The organism is Mesorhizobium sp. P3_A8 (assembly GCF_056402995.1).
The window spans coordinates 822,055-842,268 of sequence record NZ_JBFUGI010000001.1; the positions used below are offsets into that span (position 1 = coordinate 822,055).

At 63.2% G+C, this 20,214-nt stretch carries 21 protein-coding genes and 1 pseudogene; 11 read left to right on the forward strand and 11 right to left on the reverse strand.

Features of this window, described 5'->3' with window-relative positions; genetic code table 11:
• Positions 1-38 precede the first annotated feature (38 nt).
• On the forward strand, positions 39-839 hold the full coding sequence (locus tag AC1DX4_RS03885) for a YiiX/YebB-like N1pC/P60 family cysteine hydrolase (protein WP_477219044.1): 801 nt from the start codon (positions 39-41) through the stop codon (positions 837-839).
• A gap of 85 nt (positions 840-924) precedes the next feature.
• Positions 925-1,137, forward strand: a pseudogene (locus tag AC1DX4_RS03890) (CHAD domain-containing protein); the annotation flags it as partial.
• A 30-nt stretch (positions 1,138-1,167) separates the two neighbouring features.
• Here the strand turns inward: AC1DX4_RS03890 and AC1DX4_RS03895 are convergent.
• Together AC1DX4_RS03895 and AC1DX4_RS03900 are read right to left on the reverse strand one after the other, a co-directional pair.
• Positions 1,168-2,283: a site-2 protease family protein gene (locus AC1DX4_RS03895; protein WP_477219045.1), complete on the reverse strand. Its 1,116-nt coding sequence runs from the start codon at positions 2,281-2,283 to the stop codon at positions 1,168-1,170.
• A gap of 193 nt (positions 2,284-2,476) precedes the next feature.
• Positions 2,477-3,256, reverse strand: coding sequence for a helix-turn-helix domain-containing protein (locus AC1DX4_RS03900; RefSeq protein WP_477219046.1), 780 nt, complete (start codon positions 3,254-3,256; stop codon positions 2,477-2,479).
• A gap of 114 nt (positions 3,257-3,370) precedes the next feature.
• Here AC1DX4_RS03900 and AC1DX4_RS03905 point away from each other — a divergent pair, with 114 nt between their 5' ends.
• The 3 genes from AC1DX4_RS03905 to AC1DX4_RS03915 all read left to right on the forward strand — a co-directional run bounded on the left by AC1DX4_RS03905 (position 3,371) and on the right by AC1DX4_RS03915 (position 5,300).
• The gene (locus tag AC1DX4_RS03905; RefSeq protein ID WP_477219047.1) at positions 3,371-4,231 is read left to right on the forward strand and encodes an SMP-30/gluconolactonase/LRE family protein; all 861 of its coding nucleotides are present in this window, start codon (positions 3,371-3,373) and stop codon (positions 4,229-4,231) included.
• A gap of 83 nt (positions 4,232-4,314) precedes the next feature.
• On the forward strand, positions 4,315-4,695 hold the full coding sequence (locus AC1DX4_RS03910; RefSeq protein WP_477219048.1) for a nuclear transport factor 2 family protein: 381 nt from the start codon (positions 4,315-4,317) through the stop codon (positions 4,693-4,695).
• Positions 4,674-5,300: a DNA-3-methyladenine glycosylase gene (locus AC1DX4_RS03915; RefSeq protein WP_477219049.1), complete on the forward strand. Its 627-nt coding sequence runs from the start codon at positions 4,674-4,676 to the stop codon at positions 5,298-5,300. Before AC1DX4_RS03910 ends, AC1DX4_RS03915 begins: the two co-directional genes overlap by 22 nt.
• Positions 5,301-5,331: 31 nt before the next feature.
• Here AC1DX4_RS03915 and AC1DX4_RS03920 read toward each other — a convergent pair whose 3' ends face one another.
• Positions 5,332-6,222, reverse strand: coding sequence for a LysR family transcriptional regulator (locus AC1DX4_RS03920; RefSeq protein WP_477219050.1), 891 nt, complete (start codon positions 6,220-6,222; stop codon positions 5,332-5,334).
• A gap of 208 nt (positions 6,223-6,430) precedes the next feature.
• Here AC1DX4_RS03920 and AC1DX4_RS03925 point away from each other — a divergent pair, with 208 nt between their 5' ends.
• Positions 6,431-7,357, forward strand: coding sequence for a DMT family transporter (locus AC1DX4_RS03925; RefSeq protein ID WP_477219051.1), 927 nt, complete (start codon positions 6,431-6,433; stop codon positions 7,355-7,357).
• Between the two features lie 96 nt (positions 7,358-7,453).
• Positions 7,454-8,179, forward strand: a complete 726-nt coding sequence (locus AC1DX4_RS03930) for a haloacid dehalogenase type II (RefSeq protein ID WP_477219052.1) — start codon at positions 7,454-7,456, stop codon at positions 8,177-8,179.
• 19 nt (positions 8,180-8,198) lie between these two features.
• Here the strand turns inward: AC1DX4_RS03930 and AC1DX4_RS03935 are convergent, their stop codons facing one another.
• From AC1DX4_RS03935 to AC1DX4_RS03950, 4 genes are all read right to left on the reverse strand, one after another.
• The gene (locus tag AC1DX4_RS03935) at positions 8,199-9,980 is read right to left on the reverse strand and encodes a SulP family inorganic anion transporter (protein WP_477219053.1); all 1,782 of its coding nucleotides are present in this window, start codon (positions 9,978-9,980) and stop codon (positions 8,199-8,201) included.
• A gap of 67 nt (positions 9,981-10,047) precedes the next feature.
• Complete coding sequence (locus AC1DX4_RS03940; RefSeq protein WP_013528670.1) at positions 10,048-10,326, reverse strand: helix-turn-helix domain-containing protein; 279 nt, start codon at positions 10,324-10,326, stop codon at positions 10,048-10,050.
• A gap of 305 nt (positions 10,327-10,631) precedes the next feature.
• Positions 10,632-11,333, reverse strand: a complete 702-nt coding sequence (locus tag AC1DX4_RS03945) for a phosphatase PAP2 family protein (RefSeq protein ID WP_477219054.1) — start codon at positions 11,331-11,333, stop codon at positions 10,632-10,634.
• 28 nt (positions 11,334-11,361) lie between these two features.
• Entirely contained in the window at positions 11,362-11,700 is a 339-nt protein-coding gene (locus tag AC1DX4_RS03950) for a hypothetical protein (protein ID WP_027054900.1), read from the reverse strand.
• A 169-nt stretch (positions 11,701-11,869) separates the two neighbouring features.
• Here AC1DX4_RS03950 and AC1DX4_RS03955 point away from each other — a divergent pair, with 169 nt between their 5' ends.
• A complete protein-coding gene (locus AC1DX4_RS03955) occupies positions 11,870-13,264 on the forward strand; it encodes a sensor histidine kinase (RefSeq protein WP_477219055.1) in 1,395 nt (464 codons plus the stop codon).
• Positions 13,261-13,923 (forward strand): response regulator, encoded by a 663-nt coding sequence (locus AC1DX4_RS03960; RefSeq protein WP_477219056.1) that lies wholly within the window; start codon positions 13,261-13,263, stop codon positions 13,921-13,923. The genes AC1DX4_RS03955 and AC1DX4_RS03960 overlap by 4 nt, the downstream gene beginning before the upstream one ends.
• Positions 13,924-14,162: 239 nt before the next feature.
• On the opposite strand, the gene AC1DX4_RS03965 is transcribed toward AC1DX4_RS03960, so the two are convergent.
• On the reverse strand, positions 14,163-14,762 hold the full coding sequence (locus AC1DX4_RS03965; protein ID WP_477219057.1) for a hypothetical protein: 600 nt from the start codon (positions 14,760-14,762) through the stop codon (positions 14,163-14,165).
• Between the two features lie 274 nt (positions 14,763-15,036).
• Here AC1DX4_RS03965 and AC1DX4_RS03970 point away from each other — a divergent pair, with 274 nt between their 5' ends.
• Together AC1DX4_RS03970 and AC1DX4_RS03975 are read left to right on the forward strand one after the other, a co-directional pair.
• A complete protein-coding gene (locus AC1DX4_RS03970; RefSeq protein WP_477219058.1) occupies positions 15,037-17,040 on the forward strand; it encodes a PhoX family protein in 2,004 nt (667 codons plus the stop codon).
• Between the two features lie 140 nt (positions 17,041-17,180).
• On the forward strand, positions 17,181-17,405 hold the full coding sequence (locus AC1DX4_RS03975) for a hypothetical protein (RefSeq protein ID WP_477219059.1): 225 nt from the start codon (positions 17,181-17,183) through the stop codon (positions 17,403-17,405).
• Positions 17,406-17,432: 27 nt separating this feature from the next.
• Here the strand turns inward: AC1DX4_RS03975 and AC1DX4_RS03980 are convergent, their stop codons facing one another.
• The 3 genes from AC1DX4_RS03980 to AC1DX4_RS03990 all read right to left on the reverse strand — a co-directional run bounded on the left by AC1DX4_RS03980 (position 17,433) and on the right by AC1DX4_RS03990 (position 19,958).
• On the reverse strand, positions 17,433-18,113 hold the full coding sequence (locus AC1DX4_RS03980; RefSeq protein WP_477219060.1) for a GNAT family N-acetyltransferase: 681 nt from the start codon (positions 18,111-18,113) through the stop codon (positions 17,433-17,435).
• Entirely contained in the window at positions 18,110-18,595 is a 486-nt protein-coding gene (locus AC1DX4_RS03985; protein ID WP_477219061.1) for a MarR family winged helix-turn-helix transcriptional regulator, read from the reverse strand. The genes AC1DX4_RS03980 and AC1DX4_RS03985 overlap by 4 nt, the downstream gene beginning before the upstream one ends.
• Positions 18,596-18,770: 175 nt before the next feature.
• Positions 18,771-19,958 carry a flavin-containing monooxygenase gene (locus AC1DX4_RS03990; RefSeq protein WP_477219062.1) on the reverse strand — a complete coding sequence of 396 codons (1,188 nt, stop codon included), beginning with the start codon at positions 19,956-19,958 and terminating at the stop codon, positions 18,771-18,773.
• Positions 19,959-20,214: the final 256 nt, after the last annotated feature.

Below are 20,214 nucleotides of genomic sequence, written 5' to 3' on the forward strand. Positions count from 1 at the left end.
AGCACTTCCCCTCCGGCCTGTGCTAGTCACGCTCCATCATGACCGAGCCCAGCGATACGCTCCTGGACCGACTTGGCCGCTGGCTCGCCGGCCGGCTGCAGGAAGAGTCCTCCGGCTATGAACCCTACACCCCGTCGGACCCTGAAACGCTGCGCCGCACACTCGAACCCGGCGACATCCTGCTGATCGAGGGCAACCAGAAGATCTCGGCGGCGATCAAGTATCTCACCCAGTCGACCTGGTCGCATGCGGCCTTCTATGTCGGCGACACCTTGCCCGAGCCGGAGGACGGCTCGGAGCGGCCGCGGCTGATCGAGGTCACGATCGGCGAAGGCTGCGTGGCGGTGCCATTGTCGCGCTATCGCACCTACAACACCCGCATCTGCCGGGCGAATGGCCTGACACCGGAGGACCGCGACACGGTCGTCGCCTTCATGGTCGGCAAGCTCGGCCTGAAATACGACCTCAAGAACATTTTCGACATGTTGCGCTATTTCCTGCCGACGCCGCCGGTGCCTGTACGCTGGCGGCGCCGCATGCTGGCCTTCGGCTCCGGCGACCCGACGCGCGCCATCTGCTCGACGCTGATTGCCGAGGCCTATGGCCAGATCCGCTATCCGATCCTGCCCGAGATCACCCGCGCGCCCGGCCGTGCCTCGGCGCAGTCGAACTATTCGCGCAAGGAAATCCTGCATATCCGCCATCACTCGCTGTACACGCCGCGTGATTTCGACCTGTCGCCCTATTTCCGTATCGTCAAGCCAACGCTGGAATATGGCTTCGACTACCGGGCGGTGACCTGGGATGACAAGGCCGCCGACGCAAAGGCCGCCGAATAGCATTCCTTTCAAGCCGGAAGCGGGCGGCGTCCTTTTGCGGCGGACTGCTCGGATGTCCGTGCGCCGGCATCTCGCGCGTACGGGCCTGCTTGAGGCGGACGACGCGCCGCTTGGGCCGCACGAGGACACAAAGCTTCTCGGCAAACTCATCAAACGTTCGGAAAAGAGCCTGCGGAAATCCTGTCTTGCCGAGGCCGCCGAACTGTTCGGCGACAGCCCTAAGCACTCGACGAAGAAGCTCGCCCGCAAGGCGCGCGATGATCTTGCCGCACCGCAGGAAGAAGCGAACGCGGCCTGATCATGACCGCCTTGCCTCGTTGCTGGCGCCTTAGCCTGGAGGTGCGCCGTCTTCTGCAGGGGGTGTCGGTGCTTCGGTCTCTTTGGGAGTGGGGTATCCGGTTTCTACGCAGACACCGCTTACTATTTTAAGGGCGATCCCGCCCGCCCAGTTGTGAGATCGCAAGATGGCGATGGATGTCTCAAGCTCGGCGGCGGCGATTTCTTTTCGACCGGCGTGGGAATGTGCCAATGCCCGGAAGGCAGCATTCAAGCAGCGATTGAAGTCGTCGGAGTCATCGGCCTGCGCAAGGATATTCAGCGCCTCCTCGTGGCGCCCCAATCGTGCCAGCGCCGCGCCGCGTGTGCCTTTCAGCGTAGGGAGCTCCGGAGACATGGCGACGGCACTTTCCGTCAAGCGATCGAGTAAAGCATCGAGACGAGAGCTCGGCTGGGTGGGTTGAGCGAGGATTTTCGTGGCGGCGGTGTCAATGAGGAGAAGTCGCTCGCTTGCGGACGCCGTGTGGGTCAGCTCATCTTCGAGCGCTGTAATGTCCTCGTCCGTCAGGTCAGGTTTGAACAAATAGAAAGCGATACGATCCGACTGACCCGTGGGGTRCCACGGCGGATCGTCCGGACTCATATACGGCCGCAACCGGTCCAGATAGTCCTGCCAGAGCACCTCGAACGGATCGCGACCTCGGGCAAGTTTCCACAAGGCCAGCATATCGTTGGGCAGTCGCTGGCCGTAGACCTTGGAACGAAGCGGAAGAACGTTGCCGACGACCATTGCCATCTGAACTATAACGGCCGGCGCCAAGATGGTGCCTACAAGTTCTGTGCCGTGAAAGATAGTCATTGCGCCGCTCAGAACACCCAACCAAACGATGTCCATAATCGGCCCTGCGGCCACAAAAAACAGGTTGGCGGGCTTCGAAAAGGATAATTGAGGAAACGTTCTTGTCCAGCCTCCTAGCGGGATAGTCCCTACATGGACCTCCATTCTCAGCAAGCGGGTGTCGAGTGTTGTTGGTCCCAAGCCGAGATGAATTTCTCTTATTTGCAATTTTGCCAGATGTCCGGCGAGAGCATGAGAAGACTCATGCAGGACCAGGCTTATCCAGGCGCCAATGAATGCGGAGGCAGCGACAAGGAGGGGCAAGAGCAAGGTCTTTCAGGAATGAGAGTGGCCCGAGGTATTGCGAATCGTATCTTTATAATTCAGCGCAATCCGCCCTTACGCCAGAAGATCTTGTACCCATCCGCCACCGTTTTCACCATCGCCGACGCTGGAGCGCGACTTCAACCCAAGGGCGGTGCCCTGAGACGCCGAGGCCGTCGAGCCTTCGGCCGGCCAATCGCTATGCCGGCATACGCGGCCTGCCCACCTGTGCACCCGCATCTCGCGGGTGCGGGCCGATCGGCATGATCGCCGGAAACGGCGTCGCGCCAAAGGCAAACGTAAATTTGTAGCCGGTGAGCCCGTCCTCGGGAGTGGTGTGCTGGTCATGATGGGCGAGCAGTTTCACGCGCTCGGCCAGATCTTCCGCCTCGCGCCGCACCATCTCCGCCGTTTCCGGCCGCATCCGTCTGGAGAAGCTGACGAAGGTCGCCTCCTTGTCGATGTGGGTGATGGCCCAGCCGATGAAATTCTTGTTGGTCATCTCGAACAGTGCCTTGAGCGGTCCTTCGAAATTCCACTGGATCGGCGTCTCGACCAGCAATCTTGCCGAAAGACCGCGCCCGATTTCGATCAGGCCGAGTTCCTCGAGGTCGCGCAGATAGAGGAACATCGAGGCCTCGCTCAGGCCTTGCGAGCGCATGATGCCTTCGGGCGTGAATTTCTCCGACAGCATGACGAAGATGAACAGCAGTGCCGGCCGGCCAGCGAGCCTGCGCTCGATCTCAGGCGCGATGTGGTTGACCGGCCCCGGCCCGCGATTCATCGAGCCGAGCACGTTTTCCAGCTCGACGCCGGCAGCCGCGCAAATCTCCACCAGCCGGTCGAGCTTGCAATTGCGCTCGTGGAAGATGCGCTTCACCGTTGGCTCGGAAACGCCCATGCGTTCGGCAAGCTCGCGATAGGTGACACCCCTGGCCTTCAGCGTCCGCTTCAGCGCCTCGAAGATCAGAGCGTTCATGGCGTGCACCTCTTGCCCGCAGTTTCGTATCGATATTCGATACTAGCGGTAATCGGACTTCCCGAAAAGTATCGAAAATCCTAGCTGTCCGCCTGTCATCACAGGAGAACAGCCATGAACCGTCTCATCATCTCAGCCTTTGCCGCCACCATCGGCATCGCGGCCGCACCCTCCGCCCAGGCCGGCGAACTCTGGCGCGCCACCGGCTTCGAACAACCGGAATCGGCGCTGTTCGACGCTGCCAACAATCGCATCATTGTCTCCAACATCGTCGGTAATGCAGGCGATGTAGACGGCAACGGTTATCTCAGTGTGCTGTCCCTGGACGGCAAGATTGTCACCCAGCACTGGACCGACGGCATGGACGCGCCCAAGGGCATGGCGATATCGGGCGGCAAGCTCTATGTCGCCGACATCACCAAGGTTCGCGTCGTCGATCTGGCCAGCGGCAAGCTCGTTGACAGCATCGCGGTGCCGAATGCCGTCTTCCTCAACGACATGACCTCGGACAAGGCGGGCAAGGTCTATGTCAGCGACATGCTGGCCGACACGATCTACCGCATCGACGGCGACAGACCGGAGTTGTTCGTCAGGGATGCTTTGTTGGCCTCGCCCAATGGCGTCTTCGCCGACGGCGACAGGCTGATCGTCGCCTCCTGGGGCAAGGGCATCAAGCCCGACTTCAGCACGGCGGAGCCGGGCGGGCTGCTGTCGGTCGACCTCGCCAGCAAGGCGATTTCACCGTTGCCCGGGGCGCAAAAATTCGCCGACCTCGACGGCGTCATCGCCATTGGCGATACCATCTATGCCACCGCCTACATGACCGGCACGCTCTACCGATACAAGACCGGCGGAACGCCGGAAGCGGTGGCGCATTTCAAGCCGGGCAGCGCCGACATCGGCACCGACGGCAAGTCGATCCTCTACGTGCCGCTGATGAACGAGGGCGAGGTCGCGGCGTTGAAGCTCGATTGAGAGTTGTTCCTAGCGGGCCTTCCCTCTGGAAGGTCCGCTCGGGACCGGCGTATGGTGCAGCGGCCGACAGCCAAGGAGTTAAGATGGAAGATCGGGAGATTCGCGCCGCTCTGGATCGCCATTGGGCCGCCTCGGATGCCGGTGACTTCGAGACGGAACATGAGATCTACCGGGAGGATGCGGTGCTCGACTATCCGCAATCGGGCGAGCGCATTCGTGGGCGGCGCAACATCCAGTCGTCGCGCGCCGCGCAGCCGAACCGCAAGCGTTTTGCGGTGCGGCGGATCACCGGCACGGGCAACCTCTGGGTCACCGAATATGTCCTGACTTATGACGGGCGACCGTCCTACACGGTCAGCATCATGGAATTCCTGGACGGCAAGGTGGCTCACGAGACCCAGTATTTCAGCGACCCTTTCGAGCCGGGACCGTCGCGCGCGCAATGGGTCGAGCGGATACCTTGAGCCACAGGGACGATCATCCGCCGATCGCTCGTTTAGAGCTGCCTGAGGATACGGCCGCTCTCGCCCGTTATCTCATCGGCAAGCTGGTGATGCGCGACTTGCCCGAAGGCATCGTCAGCGGCCGCATCGTCGAGACCGAAGCCTATGTCGTCGGCGACGCCGCCGGGCATGGTTTCAGGGGAATGACCGCGCGCAACCGTTCGCTGTTCCTCGAGCGCGGCCACGCCTATGTCTATCTCGCCTATGGCATCTCCAAGATGCTGAATGTCTCGAGCGAGGCGTCGGGGATTGGAACCGGCGTGCTGATCCGGGCGCTCGAGCCGCTCGAAGGCATCGCCATCATGCGGCAGAACCGCGGCGTCGAGCGCTTGCGCGACCTGGCGCGCGGGCCGGGACGGCTGGCGGCGGCGCTGCGGATCGATCGTTCGCTCGACGGGCTCGATCTCTGCCGGAAAGGCCCGCTATGGCTCGCAAGCGATGACTTTGAGCCCGGCGAGATCGGGCAAGGCATCAGGATCGGCATTTCGAAAGATGCCGACCGACCGCTGCGTTTCTACGTCAGAGGCAGCCCGTTCGTCAGCGGCTCAAGGTCGCTTCGGGAATAAGAGACCAGTCAGCTTTAGCAGCGCGACGCGCTCAGACGGCGATTTGAAGCGTCCCGTAACGCTTCACCTCGGCCTCGATCTCCCTGACCAACGTCTCGAGCGCGGGGTTCCGGGGGGAGCGCGCGCGCCTGATGACATAGGCCAGGTCTGGAGGCTTGGGGAATTTGTTGTCGACAATCTCCATGTCGGGCTGCAGGTAGCGCTGGCTCAAGAGGGCGACGCCGAGCCCGGCGGTCACGCCCGCAATGATCCCGGCAGCGCTGGAGCATTCGAACACGGTCTCCAGCACCGTATCCTCGTCCTGCCCGACATCGATGCCCCAGCGCCGGTAAAAGCAATTTTCATCGAAGGACAGAAACGGGACCGGCTTCCCGGACGACAGAACCAGGTCGCGCGATTTCACCCAATGCAGCGTCTCGCGGAACAGGAGGATGTCGGCGGGGCGGACCTCGTGCTGGAAGACCTGGATGATGGCGGCATCAAGGGCTCCCTGGCTCAGTTGCTCCTGCAACACAAGGCTCATGCGCACCTGCGTGCGGACGCTCACCTCCGGGTAGAGCCGGCGAAACCGGCCAAGAATGCGCGAAAGGTCCGTGCAGGTCGTATCCTCGGTCATTCCCAGCGCGATCTTGCCTTGCAAAGTGCTTTTCGACAGGCTCAGGACCGCCTCGTCATGGATGCCCAGAATGCGCCGCGCATAGCCAAGCAGATCCTGCCCGGCCGTGGTGAACATCGGCGCGTTTGCTTTCCGGGCGAGGATTTCGCAGTCGAGACTCGTTTCGAGTCTTCTGATCTTGTGGCTGACGGCCGACTGCGACAGACCGAGAATTTCGGCCGCGCGCGTAACGCCGCCGTGCTTCTCGATGGCGACCAGTGCGCGCAAGGCGTCGACATCCAGGCGGCGGTTCATCAGTCCGGCCATGACAATCCTCGTTCGAAACAAGAGCAGGGCGCCGATTTCTGATCCGCAGGCGCCTCTCAAGCAAGCTTGTATGCTCGTTTTAGCGGCTATTTCATGGACGTATCGAAATTTGTCATGTGCAAACGACCGTTGGTGTCTCCAATAGTCCGAGCCAACACCGGCCGTGCTCCGCTTCGGGGGCCACGGGCGGGCCTGAATAAGAGATCCCATGACGCTCCTGCCCACCAAAGCCCATCGCCTCCTGTGGCCAATGATGGCGACGGCGCTGGCCGTAAGCTGGAGTTCCGGCTTCGTCGGCATCCGCTATGCCAGCGAGAATGCCGATGTCATGCTGGTGCTGTTCTGGCGGACATTGATGTCCGGGTTGATCCTCTTGCCGTTTGCTCTCCTGATCGGACCGCGCATGAGCGCCCGTGCCCTTGTCCAGCAGATGATCTTCGGCGTGGCGATAATGTTCCTCTATCTCGGCGGATTCGCACTTGCCATCGGCCAGCGCGTGCCAACCGGGCTTGTCGCGCTGATTTCCGATCTTGTGCCTCTCGCCATCGCGGCCTTGTCGCAGCCGGTTCTGGGACACCGGTTGACCGGGAGACAATGGATCGGAACGGCGCTGGGTGTGACCGGTGTTCTCATCGTCTCGCTGGACAGCCTGAGCCTCGGGACGGCCCCGGTCTGGGCATATGTGTTGACGGTCGCTTCCATGATGGTTCTGGCGCTGGCCACCCTGGTGCAGAAGCGGATGGGGACGATCAATATGCCCATCCATCAAAGCCTGTGCATTCAATGCCTGACGGCGGCGATCCTTTTCGCCGGTTGCGCCCAATGGAATGGCGGGCTGATGCCGCCCCTCGATGCCCGTTTCGGGTTCGGCATCGCCTGGCTGGTGCTGTTTTCGACCTTCTTCTGCTACGGCACCTATTATGCGAGCCTGCGCCTCTACACGGCCTCACAGGTCAGCAGCGTGATCTATCTCAGCCCACCGGTGACGATGCTCTGGGGTTGGTCGATGTTCGGCGAGCCGCTTTCGAAAGCGATGTTGGCTGGCCTTGCGGTGACACTGTTCGGTGTCTGGTTCACCTCGTCGGGCAGCGCGGCGTCGAAGGACATTCAGCTCAATCAGCAGCAGATCGGCTAATCCCCGAGGCGAAATCGACTTCATGATCGATCCCGATCCACGCCGGCATCGCTCACTCACGGACATTCACTCATGGACATCAAGGAGAGGTACCTCATGAAGCTCACAGATTTCAAAGCCCTGACCTTCGACTGCTACGGCACGCTGATCGATTGGGAATCCGGCATGATCGACGGCCTGAAGCCGCTGACCGAACGGGCCGCCCGCAAGTTGAGCCGGAACGACATTCTGGAGGCGCACGCCCGGCACGAATCCAGCCAACAGAGATGGACGCCGGGGAAACGCTATCGCGACCTCCTGGCGATCGTTTACAAGCGACTTGCGGAGGAGTGGGGTGTCATCGTCACGCTAGAGGAATGCGTGGCGTATGGCGAGAGCGTGAAGGATTGGCCGGCTTTTGCCGATTCAGCGGAGGCCTTGCAGTATCTCAAAAGGCACTACAAGCTGATCATCCTCTCCAACGTCGACAACAAAAGCTTCTCGTTCAGCAACAGGAAGCTCGGCGTGGATTTCGACGCGATCTACACGGCGGAAGATATCGGCTCCTACAAGCCTTCCGACCGGAATTTCGACTATATGCTCGAAAAGCTCGGCACGATCGGGATAGAGAAGCCAGAGATCCTGCACACCGCGGAAAGCATGTTCCACGATCACGCTCCCGCCAACCGCTTCGGCCTGACATCGTGCTGGATCTATCGCCGGCATGCGGATCAGGGTTTTGGCGCGACGATGAACCCCGGCGACGTCCCGACGGTGGATTTCCGCTTCGACAGCATGGCCGACCTAGCGAAGGCGCACGCTGAGGAAATGCGGGGCGGCTGACATCCGAGCCGCGATGCAGCTATTGCGTGACCGCACGCGCCGACGCCCCAGCCAACTGCGCCCGCGCGTCCTTGATCGAGGCGGCGTAGGTCACCAGCGGTCGTTTGACGCCATGGTTGATCAGGGTGCGCCGGATCTGCGGCGAGGCGCCCGCTATGATGAAGCGGACGCCGGCACGGCTGGCCTTGTGAGCCGCGCTTTCGATGACATTGGCGGCCGTCGAATCGAAAAGCGGCACGGCGGAACAGTCGAGGATGAAATTCTTGCGCTGGTCGGCGATGCGGTCGAGCACGGTGCCGACGGTGGAGGCGGCGCCGAAGAAGAAGGCGCCGGAGATACGGTAGACGACGGTGTCTGTGTCGCTCGCCTCGCTGGCATCATAGGCGCGGCCACTGCTGTCGGCGACATCGTCCTGCACCAGCGGCACATCCGCCTCAACCGCGATCGACTTGGCCATGCGGTCGATGAACAGGATCGAGCCGAGCGCGAAACCGACGACGATGCCTTCGGTCAGGTCGCGGAAGACGACGATCAGGAAGGTCGCCAACAGCACCAGCGCGTCGCCGCGTGAAGCGCGCAGCAGCGTGGCGAAGGCCTGTTTCTCGAACATGTTCCAGCAGACCACCGCCAACACGCCGGCGAGAGCGGCAAGCGGGATGTAGCTGGCCAGCGGTGCCGCCACCAGCATGAAGACCAGCAGGAACAGCGAGTGCAGCATGCCCGAGACCGGCCCATGCGCGCCGGCCCGCACATTGGTGGCGGTGCGGGCGATGGTGCCGGTGGTGCAGATGCCGCCGAACAGCGCCGAGGCGATGTTGGCGAAACCTTGCGCCACCAGTTCGCAATTGGAACGGTGCCGCCGTCCGGTCATGCCGTCGGCGACGACGGCCGACAGCAGCGATTCGATGGCGCCGAGCAAGGCAAAGGCAATGGCGTCCGGCAGCACCGCGACCACTTTACCCAGGCTGAGCGCCGGCAGCGCCGGAAACGGCAGGCTGCGTGGAATGCCGCCATAGCGCGTGCCGATGGTTTCCGCCGGCAGTGCCAGCAGCGCCACCACCAGCGAGGCGAGCCCAACGGCGATCAGCATGCCCGGCCAGCCCGGCCGCCAACGCTTGACCGCGACGATGGTGACGATGGTCAGCACCGCCACCAGCGTCGCCGAGATGTTGACCGTGCCGGCTGCATGCCCGATCGCCATCAGTTTCGGCAGCAGCGGCCCGGGCTCCGGCCCCGCAAGCTTCAACCCGAACAATTCGACGATCTGGCCGGAGAAGATGATGATTGCGATGCCGGCGGTGAAGCCGACCGTCACCGGATAGGGAATGAATTTGATGTAGGTGCCGAGCCTGAGATAGCCGATGGCAAGCAGGAAGAGGCCGGACATCATCGTTGCCAGGAGCAGTCCATCGACACCTTCGCGCTGCACCGTTGCCGCCACCAGCACGATGAAGGCGCCGGCCGGCCCGCCGATCTGGAAGCGGCTGCCGCCGAGCGCCGAGACGATGAAGCCGCCGACGATTGCGGTGAACAGGCCGCGCTCCGGCGTCACGCCCGAGGCAATCGCGATCGCCATCGACAGCGGCAACGCGACGATGGCGACGGTCAGCCCGGCCATGAAGTCGGCCTTGAACTGCGGCAGGTGGTAGCCCTCGCGCCAGACCGTCACCAGCTTGGGCGTGAACAGTTCGGCGAATGTCGGCTTTGTCGACCCTTGGGCCGACTTTTGGGCCGACCCAGGGGTCGATTTGTGGGCTGGCTTATGGGCAGGTTGATGCACTGCCTGACGGGTCTGATCCATGGACTGCCTTCCGAACCTGAAAGGCGGCGGGATCGTCGGCAGGACTGTCGGCGGTCGCCGTCGCGACTTATGCCGGCTCAGCCTTGGGATCTGGCGGCACGGCGGGCTTGAGGCGCACGCCCCTGCCGCCGCGCTCGCTGGCCTGGTTCTCGCCGATCAACTCCACCCCGGCCTCGTCGAGCGCCTGGATGACCTTCATCAGCGTATCGACCACGCCCCGGACCACGCCGTCGCTCGCTTCCATGCGCTGGATGGTTGGAAGCGAAACACCGGCACGCTCGGCGAGCGTCTTCTGATCGATGCCGGCCAGCGCCCTTGCGGCGCGCATCTGCGCGGCAGTGATCATCGGTCGGAACCCATGTCTGAGTCTGCTGAAATAACGTATAATACCATTATCATGATGTTTCAAGCATCAATATGAATGTCTGAGACGTAAGCACCGCCGCCTGATTGCCCATTTTTCGATACTTCCCGAGGAATGCAAGCTAGGGTCTCGTCCATCTAAGGCAGGGGGTAACGCGGTGAACATTTTCAAGGCTTTGATGACGTCGGCATGCTTGCTGTCGATGGTATTGGCGCTGGCAGGCTGTGGTGGACACCTGATCAACAGATTGATCTGAGCGCAAGCCTGAGCGGTGCGGTCAGGCGCCATCAGGCATCGTCGCTGACCACCTTGCGCCGCTGCAACACCCGCGCCACCAACCAGCACAACATCGCCCAGGCGAAGCCGGCGCACCAGCCGGCCAGCACGTCCGACGGCCAGTGGACGCCGAGATAGATGCGGCTGACGCCGACCAGTACCGTCGTCAGCACGGCCAGCGACAGGACGTAGATCTTGGTCGCCCGGCCATGCAGGAAGCGCGCCGCGAGCGAACCGAGCGTGAGATAGGTAACCGCCGACAGCATGGCATGGCCGCTCGGGAAGGAAAGCGACGTCTCGCTGACCAGATGCGAAACGAGTTCGGGCCGCGGCCGGTCGACGCCGAGCTTCAGCAGGCTCGACAGCACCTGGCCGCCGGCGACAGCGACGAAGATGAGAAGCGCGGTGCCGGGCCTGCGGATCAACAGGAGATAGAGGATCGTTGCCGTCGTGATCAGCACCAGCACGCTGGCGCTGCCAAGGCTGGTGATGTCGCGCATCGCCCCTTCCAGCCATGGCGGCCCGATCGGGACGCCGGGCTGGCCGGCCTGGCGGAAAGCGAGCAGGATCTCGGTGTCGAAGGCGTGCGGGGTGGTGGCGCGCGCCACCTCCATCAGTTCCTCAAAACCCCACAGCCCGCCGGCGATGACCAGGCCGGCCAGCAGGACCGGGAATTCGATGCGGTTGAGCAGGGTGCTTGCGGTGTCTTTCATCGGAGCGGTGTCGCAGTCCTCATCTCGGTCAACGCCCTTGCAGATAGGGCCCGAGCGTGATCAGCGCCACCGCGGCGATCGCCAGCACGATGCCGCTGGCCTGCAGCGCGTTGACGCGCTCGCCGAAGAACACCAGCGCCACGACGTTGACCGAGACCAGCTGGATGACCGCCGAGAGGCTGAACGACACCGACATGCCGAATTCGCGGATCAGCCGCAGCATGATCAGGTTGCCCAGCGAATAGAGCGCGAGCGTCAAAAGGATCTTGCCCAGGCTCGGCGCCAGTCCCCATTGCTTGGCGGCGGTCGCCGCCAGAAGGAAGATGACCGTTGAAAAGCCAAGCTGCAGCAGTCCCGAAAAACTCAACGTCCCGTCCCCCTCGAAGCGGCTCTGGCGGCATCTGCCGCGGACCTTGTTTCCGACGCACGCCGAGACGTCAAGTAACCTCGTTCTAACGAAGGTCTTGGCAACGGCACGACTGAAGCTCAATGTGCTGATGTCGCCCGGCTGTCGATGGAAGGGCGGTCAGGGGCACATGATTCGTATTCTGCAGAACTTGGCGCGGCGCTGGAGCGAGCTTTCTCTTGCCCTGCAATTCCTCGTTGCCGGCGGCTTTGGCCTTCTGGCCGTCATGCTGGTGGTGGGCGCCTGGGTGACGTCGCAGATCCGGGACGGCGTCATCCGCAATTCGGCCGCGTCGACGGCGCTTTATGTCGACAGCGTGATTGCGCCGCTGCTGCCTGACCTGCGCAAGAGCGAGGAGCTCAGCGAATCCGCAAAGCAGGCACTCGATGAGACGCTCGGCCAGGGTGCGCTCGGCAAGCGCCTGGTCTCGTTCAGGCTCTGGCGCCGCGACGGTACCGTGCTCTACGCGAAAGACTCGGCGCTGATCGGCCGCCGCTTCGACCTGACCGACAATCTGCGGGCCGCCTTCCAGGGCAACGTCACCGCGCAATTCGATACGTTCGACGAAGACGAAGAGAAGGAGCGGGCCGCCGGCGTGCCGCTGCTGGAGATCTACAATCCCGTGCGCGCGCCCTGGTCCGGCGAGGTGGTGGCCGTCACTGAATTTTTCGAGGTCGCCAGCGATTTCAAAGCCACGCTGGCTTCCGCCCTGTTGTCGAGCTGGCTGGTCGTGGCCGGCACCACCTTGGCGGCGTTTCTGCTGTTGTCGGGCATCGTGCTGCGCGCCAGCCGCACCATCGACGACCAGCGCGGGGCGCTGCGCCGTCAGGTGTCGGAGCTGCAGGGCCTGGTGACGCAAAACAGCGCCTTGCGGCAGCGTGTGCAGCGGGCGTCCCGCCGCGCCACCGCATTCAACGAAAGATATTTGCGCCGGATCGGCGCCGACCTTCATGACGGACCGGCGCAACTCGTCGCCCTGGCGGCGCTGCGCATGGACAGCCCGGTATTTTCCGGCGACGGCAATTGGGGCGAAAGCCGCTCGACCGAGGTCACGATGATCCGCAAGACGCTGGAGGATGCGATGCGCGAAATACGCGGCATCTGCACCGGCCTCGTGCTGCCGCAGATAGAGACGGCCGCCGCGATGGACATATTGCGGCTGGCAGTCGACGAACACCAGCGCCGGACGGGAACGTCGGTGACGCTCACGCTGCCCAGGCATCTGCCCGAACCCGGCGCCTCCGAGAAAATCAGCATCTATCGTTTCGTGCAGGAAGGGTTGAACAATGCCTATCGCCACGGGCGGGGCAAGGATCAGGCGGTGCATGCCGAAATGAAAGGCGGCAGGCTCTTCGTCGAAGTATCGGACGGCGGGCCAGGCTTTGATCCAGCGGCACGGGTCGAAGGATTGGGGCTGGCTGGCCTCAGGGATAGGGTTGAAAGCATTGGCGGCCAGTTCGAAACCCGGACTGGACCGCAAGGCACGCGGCTGGTGATCAGCCTGTCAGTCGAGGAGCAAGCATGATTGGCGCCATTCGCATCGCTATTGTCGACGACCATCCGCTTTTTCGCGAAGGCGTGACGCGCAGCCTGTCGGAACTCGGAGGCTTCGAGATCGTCGGCGAAGGTGCGACGGCGCAGGATGCCGAACGCATCGCCTCTACGGTGCGGCCCGACCTATTGCTGCTCGACATCTCCTTGCCGGGCGGCGGCCTGGCCGCGGTTGCAACCATCCTTGCCGACCATCCCGCCCAGAAGATCGTCATGCTGACCGTTTCGGAGGCCAATGCCGACGTAACCAGGGCCCTGAACGCCGGGGTGCAGGGCTATATCCTGAAGGGTGTCGGGTCGCGCGCGCTGGCCGACATCCTGCGCAACGTGGCGGCCGGCGAGAGCTATCTTACGCCGACCCTGTCGGCGCGGCTGCTTTCGGATCTCCAGTCCCCGCAGCCTGCCAACGGCGTGGCGGACCGGCTGCGGCAACTGACCGAACGACAGACGGAAATCCTGCAGCTGGTGGCGGAAGGGCTCAGCAACAAGGAGGTCGCCCTGCGCCTGGAGCTGCAGGAGAAGACGGTCAAACATCACATGACCGGGGTGCTGTCGAAACTCAATGTGCGAAACCGCACTGAAGCGGCTCTCATGATGCGCGAGTTTCACGACCGGGACCGGAACCGCTCGTAGAGCAATTCACCGTTTCACGGAAACGGCGAATTGCTCTAACTCTTTGTTTTGACGCAATTCGCAAGGGAAAGCGCTACGCGCTTTTCCCGGGAAAACCGTTTCACACTTTTCCTGGAATTGCTCTGGGCCATTCTCTTAGGGCCATCGCGGACCCGTACGAGGGCCAGACAAAGAGAGGTCACCTCCGCCGGGGGCGGCGGAGGTGACATGCGAAGCTGGTCGTTGCCTGTTGACCAGCCTCACATAGCCTTCAGACGGCTGACATCGGCCGGCGTGGCCCGGCGGTCGATGATTGTGCGGCCCAGCGCATCCTGCATCTTGAACCGGCCGCTATCGACCTTCTCGACGATGCCGTCGGGGTGCGTGACCGTGATCTTGTTGCCGGTCACGTCGACCTTGTCACCGGTCGTGGTGTTGACATGGCTGGCGCCTTTGTCGCTTTGGCCATTGCTGGATCCCGAGCCGTCGCCATCTGTTCCGGAATTGCCGCCGTTTCCATTGCCGTTGCCACTATTGCCGCCGCCGCTGTTACCGCCATTTCCATTGCCGCTATTGCCGCCGTTTCCGTTGCCGCTATTGCCGCCGCTGCTATTGCCGCTGTTACCACCGTTACCGCTATTGCCGCCGCCGTTACCGTTGCTGCCGTTGCCGCCACCGTTGCCGTTTCCATTGCCGTTGTTGCCGCCGCCATTGCCGCCCTTGGCGGCCTGCGCGGTGGCAGCGTCGATTCCGGGGGCGGAGCCGTGCAGGGAAATTCGATAGGGGATGGTGGTCAGCGCCAGAGCAGCCGCCGAAACAAGCGTCAGCCGGCGACAACGGGCCGTGATCGATCCGTGCATCCCTGATCTCCGTCGATTGAGCCGGCGCGCCCACCCCAACGTTGCAACCAACAACATCGCCGAAAGATGTGGTGACCGGAAGCGACCTCCGACCGTTGCGGTTGTCCTCCAGGACCTTTGCCAACGCAAGATTGGACCAAAGTCTGATGTTCGGGTGAGTGAGTCGCCTCGCTCCCAGCATTGGAGCTTGTATGATGTCACGAAAATGTGATCGGCCTGGCGTAAGGGGTCGAACAGGCAACAAGCTCCAGCCACTCCAAAGCCAGAGGCCCTGATGACCGAACATCGTTCCCCCGACGCCCGATTCCGCACCAGCCTGCTCGAGGAAAACGAAGGACCGGCCGTCAACCCCACCGACAACCGCACCATGGGCGAAATCATCGCCGCGCGGTTCTCGCGCCGGGGTTTCCTGAAGGGATCGCTCGCCGTCTCAGCGATCGCCGCCACCGTCAGCCCGCTGGCCATGATCGCGGCAGACGATGCCCGCGCCGCGGAAGGCTCAGCCTTCAAATTCGACGAGCTCCAGGCCGGCATCGACGACAAGCACCATGTCGCGCCGGGCTATGATGCCGACGTGCTGCTGCGCTGGGGCGATCCGCTGTTTGCCGATTCACCGGAGTTCGATCCGACCAAGCAGTCGGCGCAGGCGCAGGCCAGGCAGTTCGGCTACAACAACGACTATGTCGGCTACATCGCGATCGACGGCTCGGCCGAGCACGGCCTGCTGGTGGTCAACCACGAATACACGAACCCGCATCTGATGTTCCCGGGCATTGTTTCGATCGTCGAGAAGGACGGGAAGAAGAAGGCCGAGGTCGCGCCGCTCTCGAAGGAGCAGGTCGATGTCGAAATGGCGGCGCATGGCGGCACCATCGTCGAGATCCGCAAGGTGTCTGGCAAATGGCAAGTGGTGCGTGACGGCAAGCTCAACCGCCGCATCACCTCGACCACCGAAATGGCGCTGTCCGGTCCGGTCGCCGGCCACGACCGCGTCAAGACCAATGCCGATCCGTCCGGCACGAAAGTCTTCGGCACTTTCAACAACTGCGCCGGCGGCGTCACGCCGTGGGGCACCTATGTGATGGCCGAGGAGAACATCCACGGTTATTTCTCCGGCGAACTGCCGGAAGGCCACAAGGAAGCCGCCAACTACAAGCGCCTCGGCATTCCGGAAGGCGCCTATGAATGGGGCGCGCATTACGACCGCTTCAACCTCGCCAGGGAGCCGAACGAGGCCAATCGCTTCGGCTGGATCGTCGAGGTCGACGTCAACGATCCGACCTCGACGCCGAGGAAGCGCACCGCCATGGGCCGCTTCAAGCATGAGGGCGCCGAATCGATCGTCGCCAAGGACGGCCGCGTCGTCTTCTATCTCGGCGACGACGAGCGCTTCGACTATGCCTACAAGTTCGTCACCAAGGGCACGTTCAACGCCAACGACCCTGCCGCCAACAAGGACCTGCTCGACGACGGCACACTGCATGTCGCCAAATTCGCCGAGGACGGCACGGTCGACTGGCTGCCGATCGTCTTTGGCCAGGGGCCGCTGACGGCGGAAAACGGTTTTGCTGGCCAGGCCGACGTGCTGATCGAGACGCGCCGCGCCGCCGATCTGCTCGGCGCCACCAAGATGGACCGGCCCGAGGACATCCAGCCCAATGGTGTCAACGGCAAGGTCTATGTCATGCTGACCAACAATTCGAAGCGCAAGGCAGACCAGGTCGATGCCGCCAACCCCCGCGCTGAAAATGCCTTCGGCCACATTATCGAGATCACCGAGAGCGATGGCGATTTCACGGCCACCAAGGGCAAGTGGGAAGTGCTCTTGAAATGCGGCGATCCTTCGGTTGCCGATGTGGGCGCTACCTTCTCTACGGCAACGACGGCCAATGGCTGGTTCGGCATGCCCGACAATTGCGCGGTCGATTCGGCCGGTCGCCTGTGGGTCGCCACCGATGGTCAGGGCCCGAAGGCCACCGGCCGCACAGACGGCCTGTGGGCGGTCGACACGGAAGGGGCGGCACGGGCGACCTCAAAGCTGTTCTTCCGCGTGCCGATCGGTGCGGAAATGTGCGGCCCGCTGTTTGCGCCCGACGACCAGACCGCGTTCGTCGCCGTCCAGCATCCGGGCGATGGCGGCGAGGATTGGGAAGGTTTTGGCCGCCCGTCCTACTATGAGGATCCGTCGACGCGCTGGCCGGATTTCAAGCCAGACATGCCGGTGCGGCCGTCGGTCGTCGCCATCACCAGGCAGGGCGGCGGCAAGATCGCGGTCTGAGTTCGGGCCTCGGTTTGCAGCCTTGGGAGGGGTTTCGGTTCCCGAACGCCCCTCCTTCGTGGCATGAAGCCCATTCAAGCTCCGGGAAAGATTGGCAATTTACAGGTGGCGCCCTAGGTCGTTCTCAGGAGACCGCCACCATGTCGAAGTCCATCTATGATCGTGGCCTGCTCAAGCCCGGCGACATCGCCAGGCTTCAGCGCGTCTTTGACGAAGCCTGCCTCAAGCGCGAAGCGCACCCCGATTCGCCGGAAGCGCGCGAAATCGCCCTGACCCTGCTCGCCCTCCACAATGCCGGCATGGTCGACGAGGAGATGCTGACGGACGCCGTCGGTTTCCGCCGGCTGGAGCCGAAATCGGCCTGAGATTGAAGAGCCACTTCCAGCCTGCCGCTATCCCTGACGTTGGACGATAGCCACATTGATCGCGCTTCGCAATTTGAAGCCGATGGATTCGTACAGCTTTATCGCGCCGGCGTTGGTCGCGTAGGCGTGCAGGTAGGGTACCTCGCCGCGTGCGAAAATCTGATTGGCCACGACCACGGACAGCAGCCGGCCGAGGCCGCCGCCGCGGACATCCGGATGCGAGCAGACGCCGCTGAGTTCGCTGTAACCCGGCTGCTTCATCCGTTCGCCGGCCATCGCCACCAGCCGGCCGCCGGCCTTCACGCCCCAGAAGTCGCCAAGGCTCAACGCTCCGGACGTGAATGGGCCGGGCTTGGTGAGCGCCGCCAGGGCCACCATTTCCGCCACATCGTCTTGTGTCAGGCGTTGCACCCGATCATCCGACACCAGCTGTAACGGCGCATCGGCAACCATTTGCACGGCTGCGGCTTGCGAGATTGCCGAGAGGCCGGCCGGAAGGGCTATGGGGTCGGCCTGAGCCATGATGACGCTGTCACCGGGGCCGACAAGGTCGTTGAGCGCCTGCAGGCTTTCGGCATCGTCCGCGGCGGTGGCGGCGAAGAGGGCGAATGACGGCGAATAGCGCCTGGCGAGCTCGCCACCTTGCGCGAGGGCTTGATGGCGCGTCGCAAGCGCGCTCCAGACGGGCCGGTCGAGGACATGTTTCACTGCGCGACACCCTTTTTCACACGGCGATCGAGTGGAGCGGCGGAGAGCCCGTCCTCGATAGCGGCGAGTTGATCGAGAAGCGGCCCCGAGAGGTCCCGGCACAGATCCGCGACGGCGCGCTCGATGCGCGGCCAGACGTCCCGCTTCGCCACGTCGACCAGGCGCTGGCCCTTGCCCGTCAGGGAGACCATCTTGCGGCGCTGGTCACCTTCCGACTGGACGGCTTCGACCAGCCCCAACTCGACCAGCAGCGACACGCTTCGCGTCACGCCTGGCTGGGTCAGCCCGAGCGATTGCGCCAGTTCGCCGACGGCCAAAGGCCCCAGCCTGTCGAGCGCAGCAAGCAGCGGGTATTGGCTCGATTGAAGCGGGACCTCCAGGCCGTCGAGCAGATGCTGCGCGTCGGCCTGCAATTGTTCACCGATGCGCTTCAGCCTGCTGCCCAGGCAGAGATAGCCAAGCGACCGAATAACGTCTTCCATGATCAATCTGTCCCTAGAGCAGTTCACGGTTTCACGGAAACGGCGAACCACTCTAACTCTTTGTTTTGACGCAATTCCGAACGGAAAACCGTTCACACTTCTCCTGGAATTGCTCTAAATCCATAACATGTTATATAACATGGCAAGGAACGAGTCAAAGCCGCCTCCAGTCAAATCAGCGTGAGTCACCCGAGGGCAGGGACGCACCGGCGATCCGCCTGGCGATCGCCTTGCCCAATATGCCGGCATTGGCAAAGCAGCCGCGAATGCTCGGCCGCATACCAGTGAACCACAGGCCGGGCAGTTTCGGATCGGCGTCGCCGCCATTGAAGAGCGGGACGCCCTTGCTGTCGAGGACGCCGAGACTGCCGACCATGCGCTCCAGCCCGGTGCGGTAGCCGGTCGCGGCAATGACGATATCGGGATCGATCAGGCTGCCATTGGCCAGGATCACGCCGTCGCGGCTGAACTCGCGTATCGCCGGCACGACGGTGATCTTGCCCGATTTGATGGCGTCGACGGCGCCATCGTCCGCGGCAATCGCGGTGTAGTCGGAGGTCAGGCGGCTGGCGCCGCCCGACGGCGCGGGCGGCATGCCGAATTTGGTCAGATCGCCGAAAACCAGGCGCTGCGTCGCGGCGATCGCCGCATCGGCGACGCGCAGCGGCAGGCGCGCCATCAGCGGCGAGAGCCGGTGCACGGCGATCTTGCCGATCCGCTTGGGCAGAATGGCGGGGCCGTTGCGGGCCGACAGCCAGAGAGCCGCCACATCCACGCCAGCCAGGTGATTGAGGGCGTCAAAGCCCGAATTGCCGGCGCCGACAACCAGCACCTTCTTGCCGGCATAGGACCTGGCGTCGCCGAAATCCGCCGAATGGATGATCCGGCCCGCGAAGGCCTCCGCGCCCTTCCATTGCGGCGTGAACGGCTCCTTGTCGCGGCCGGTGGCGACGACGACATGACGCGCCAGGCGTGAGCCGGTGCTGGTGCGCACGGCCCAGTGGTCGCCCCTGAACACGATGGTCTCGACGGCGACGCCAAACTCCACCGGCAGCCGGTTCGCGTCCCGGAAATCGTTCATATGGCGGATAACGACGCTCTTGGGTGGAAAGGCTGGCGTATCGCCGGGATAGGAAAGGCCAGGCAGTGCCGAGAGATCGCGATGGGTGTTGAGATGCAGTTGCTGGTGCCGCCGATGCCAGGGCTCGGCCAGCCGGCTCTCCTTTTCCAGGATCGACGCCGGCACGCCGGCCTTCATCAAAGCCTGCGCGGCGGCCAGTCCCGCAGCACCGGCGCCAATGACGATCGCCGGCTCGATCGCCACCAACTGCTCCACCATCGGTCTGGTCGTCGTATCAGTCATTCACTCTCAAAACCCATTCAACCGCCACGGCATCCCGACAAGGTTTGCAGGACGCTGTAACCGTTTGATCGCGCGCAAACCCATGCAGCGGATCGGTACCCATTGCCGAGGCCCCGCGCCGGGCCGCGCTTGCGCTCCAGAGCATTGCGCCGCCAAGCGGAAACAACTTCCATCGCAAAAATGCGGCCAAAACAACGACATGAAGCGGGATGCCCGCTTCTGTCCGAAACCATGCAGCCCTATATGGCATATCCGC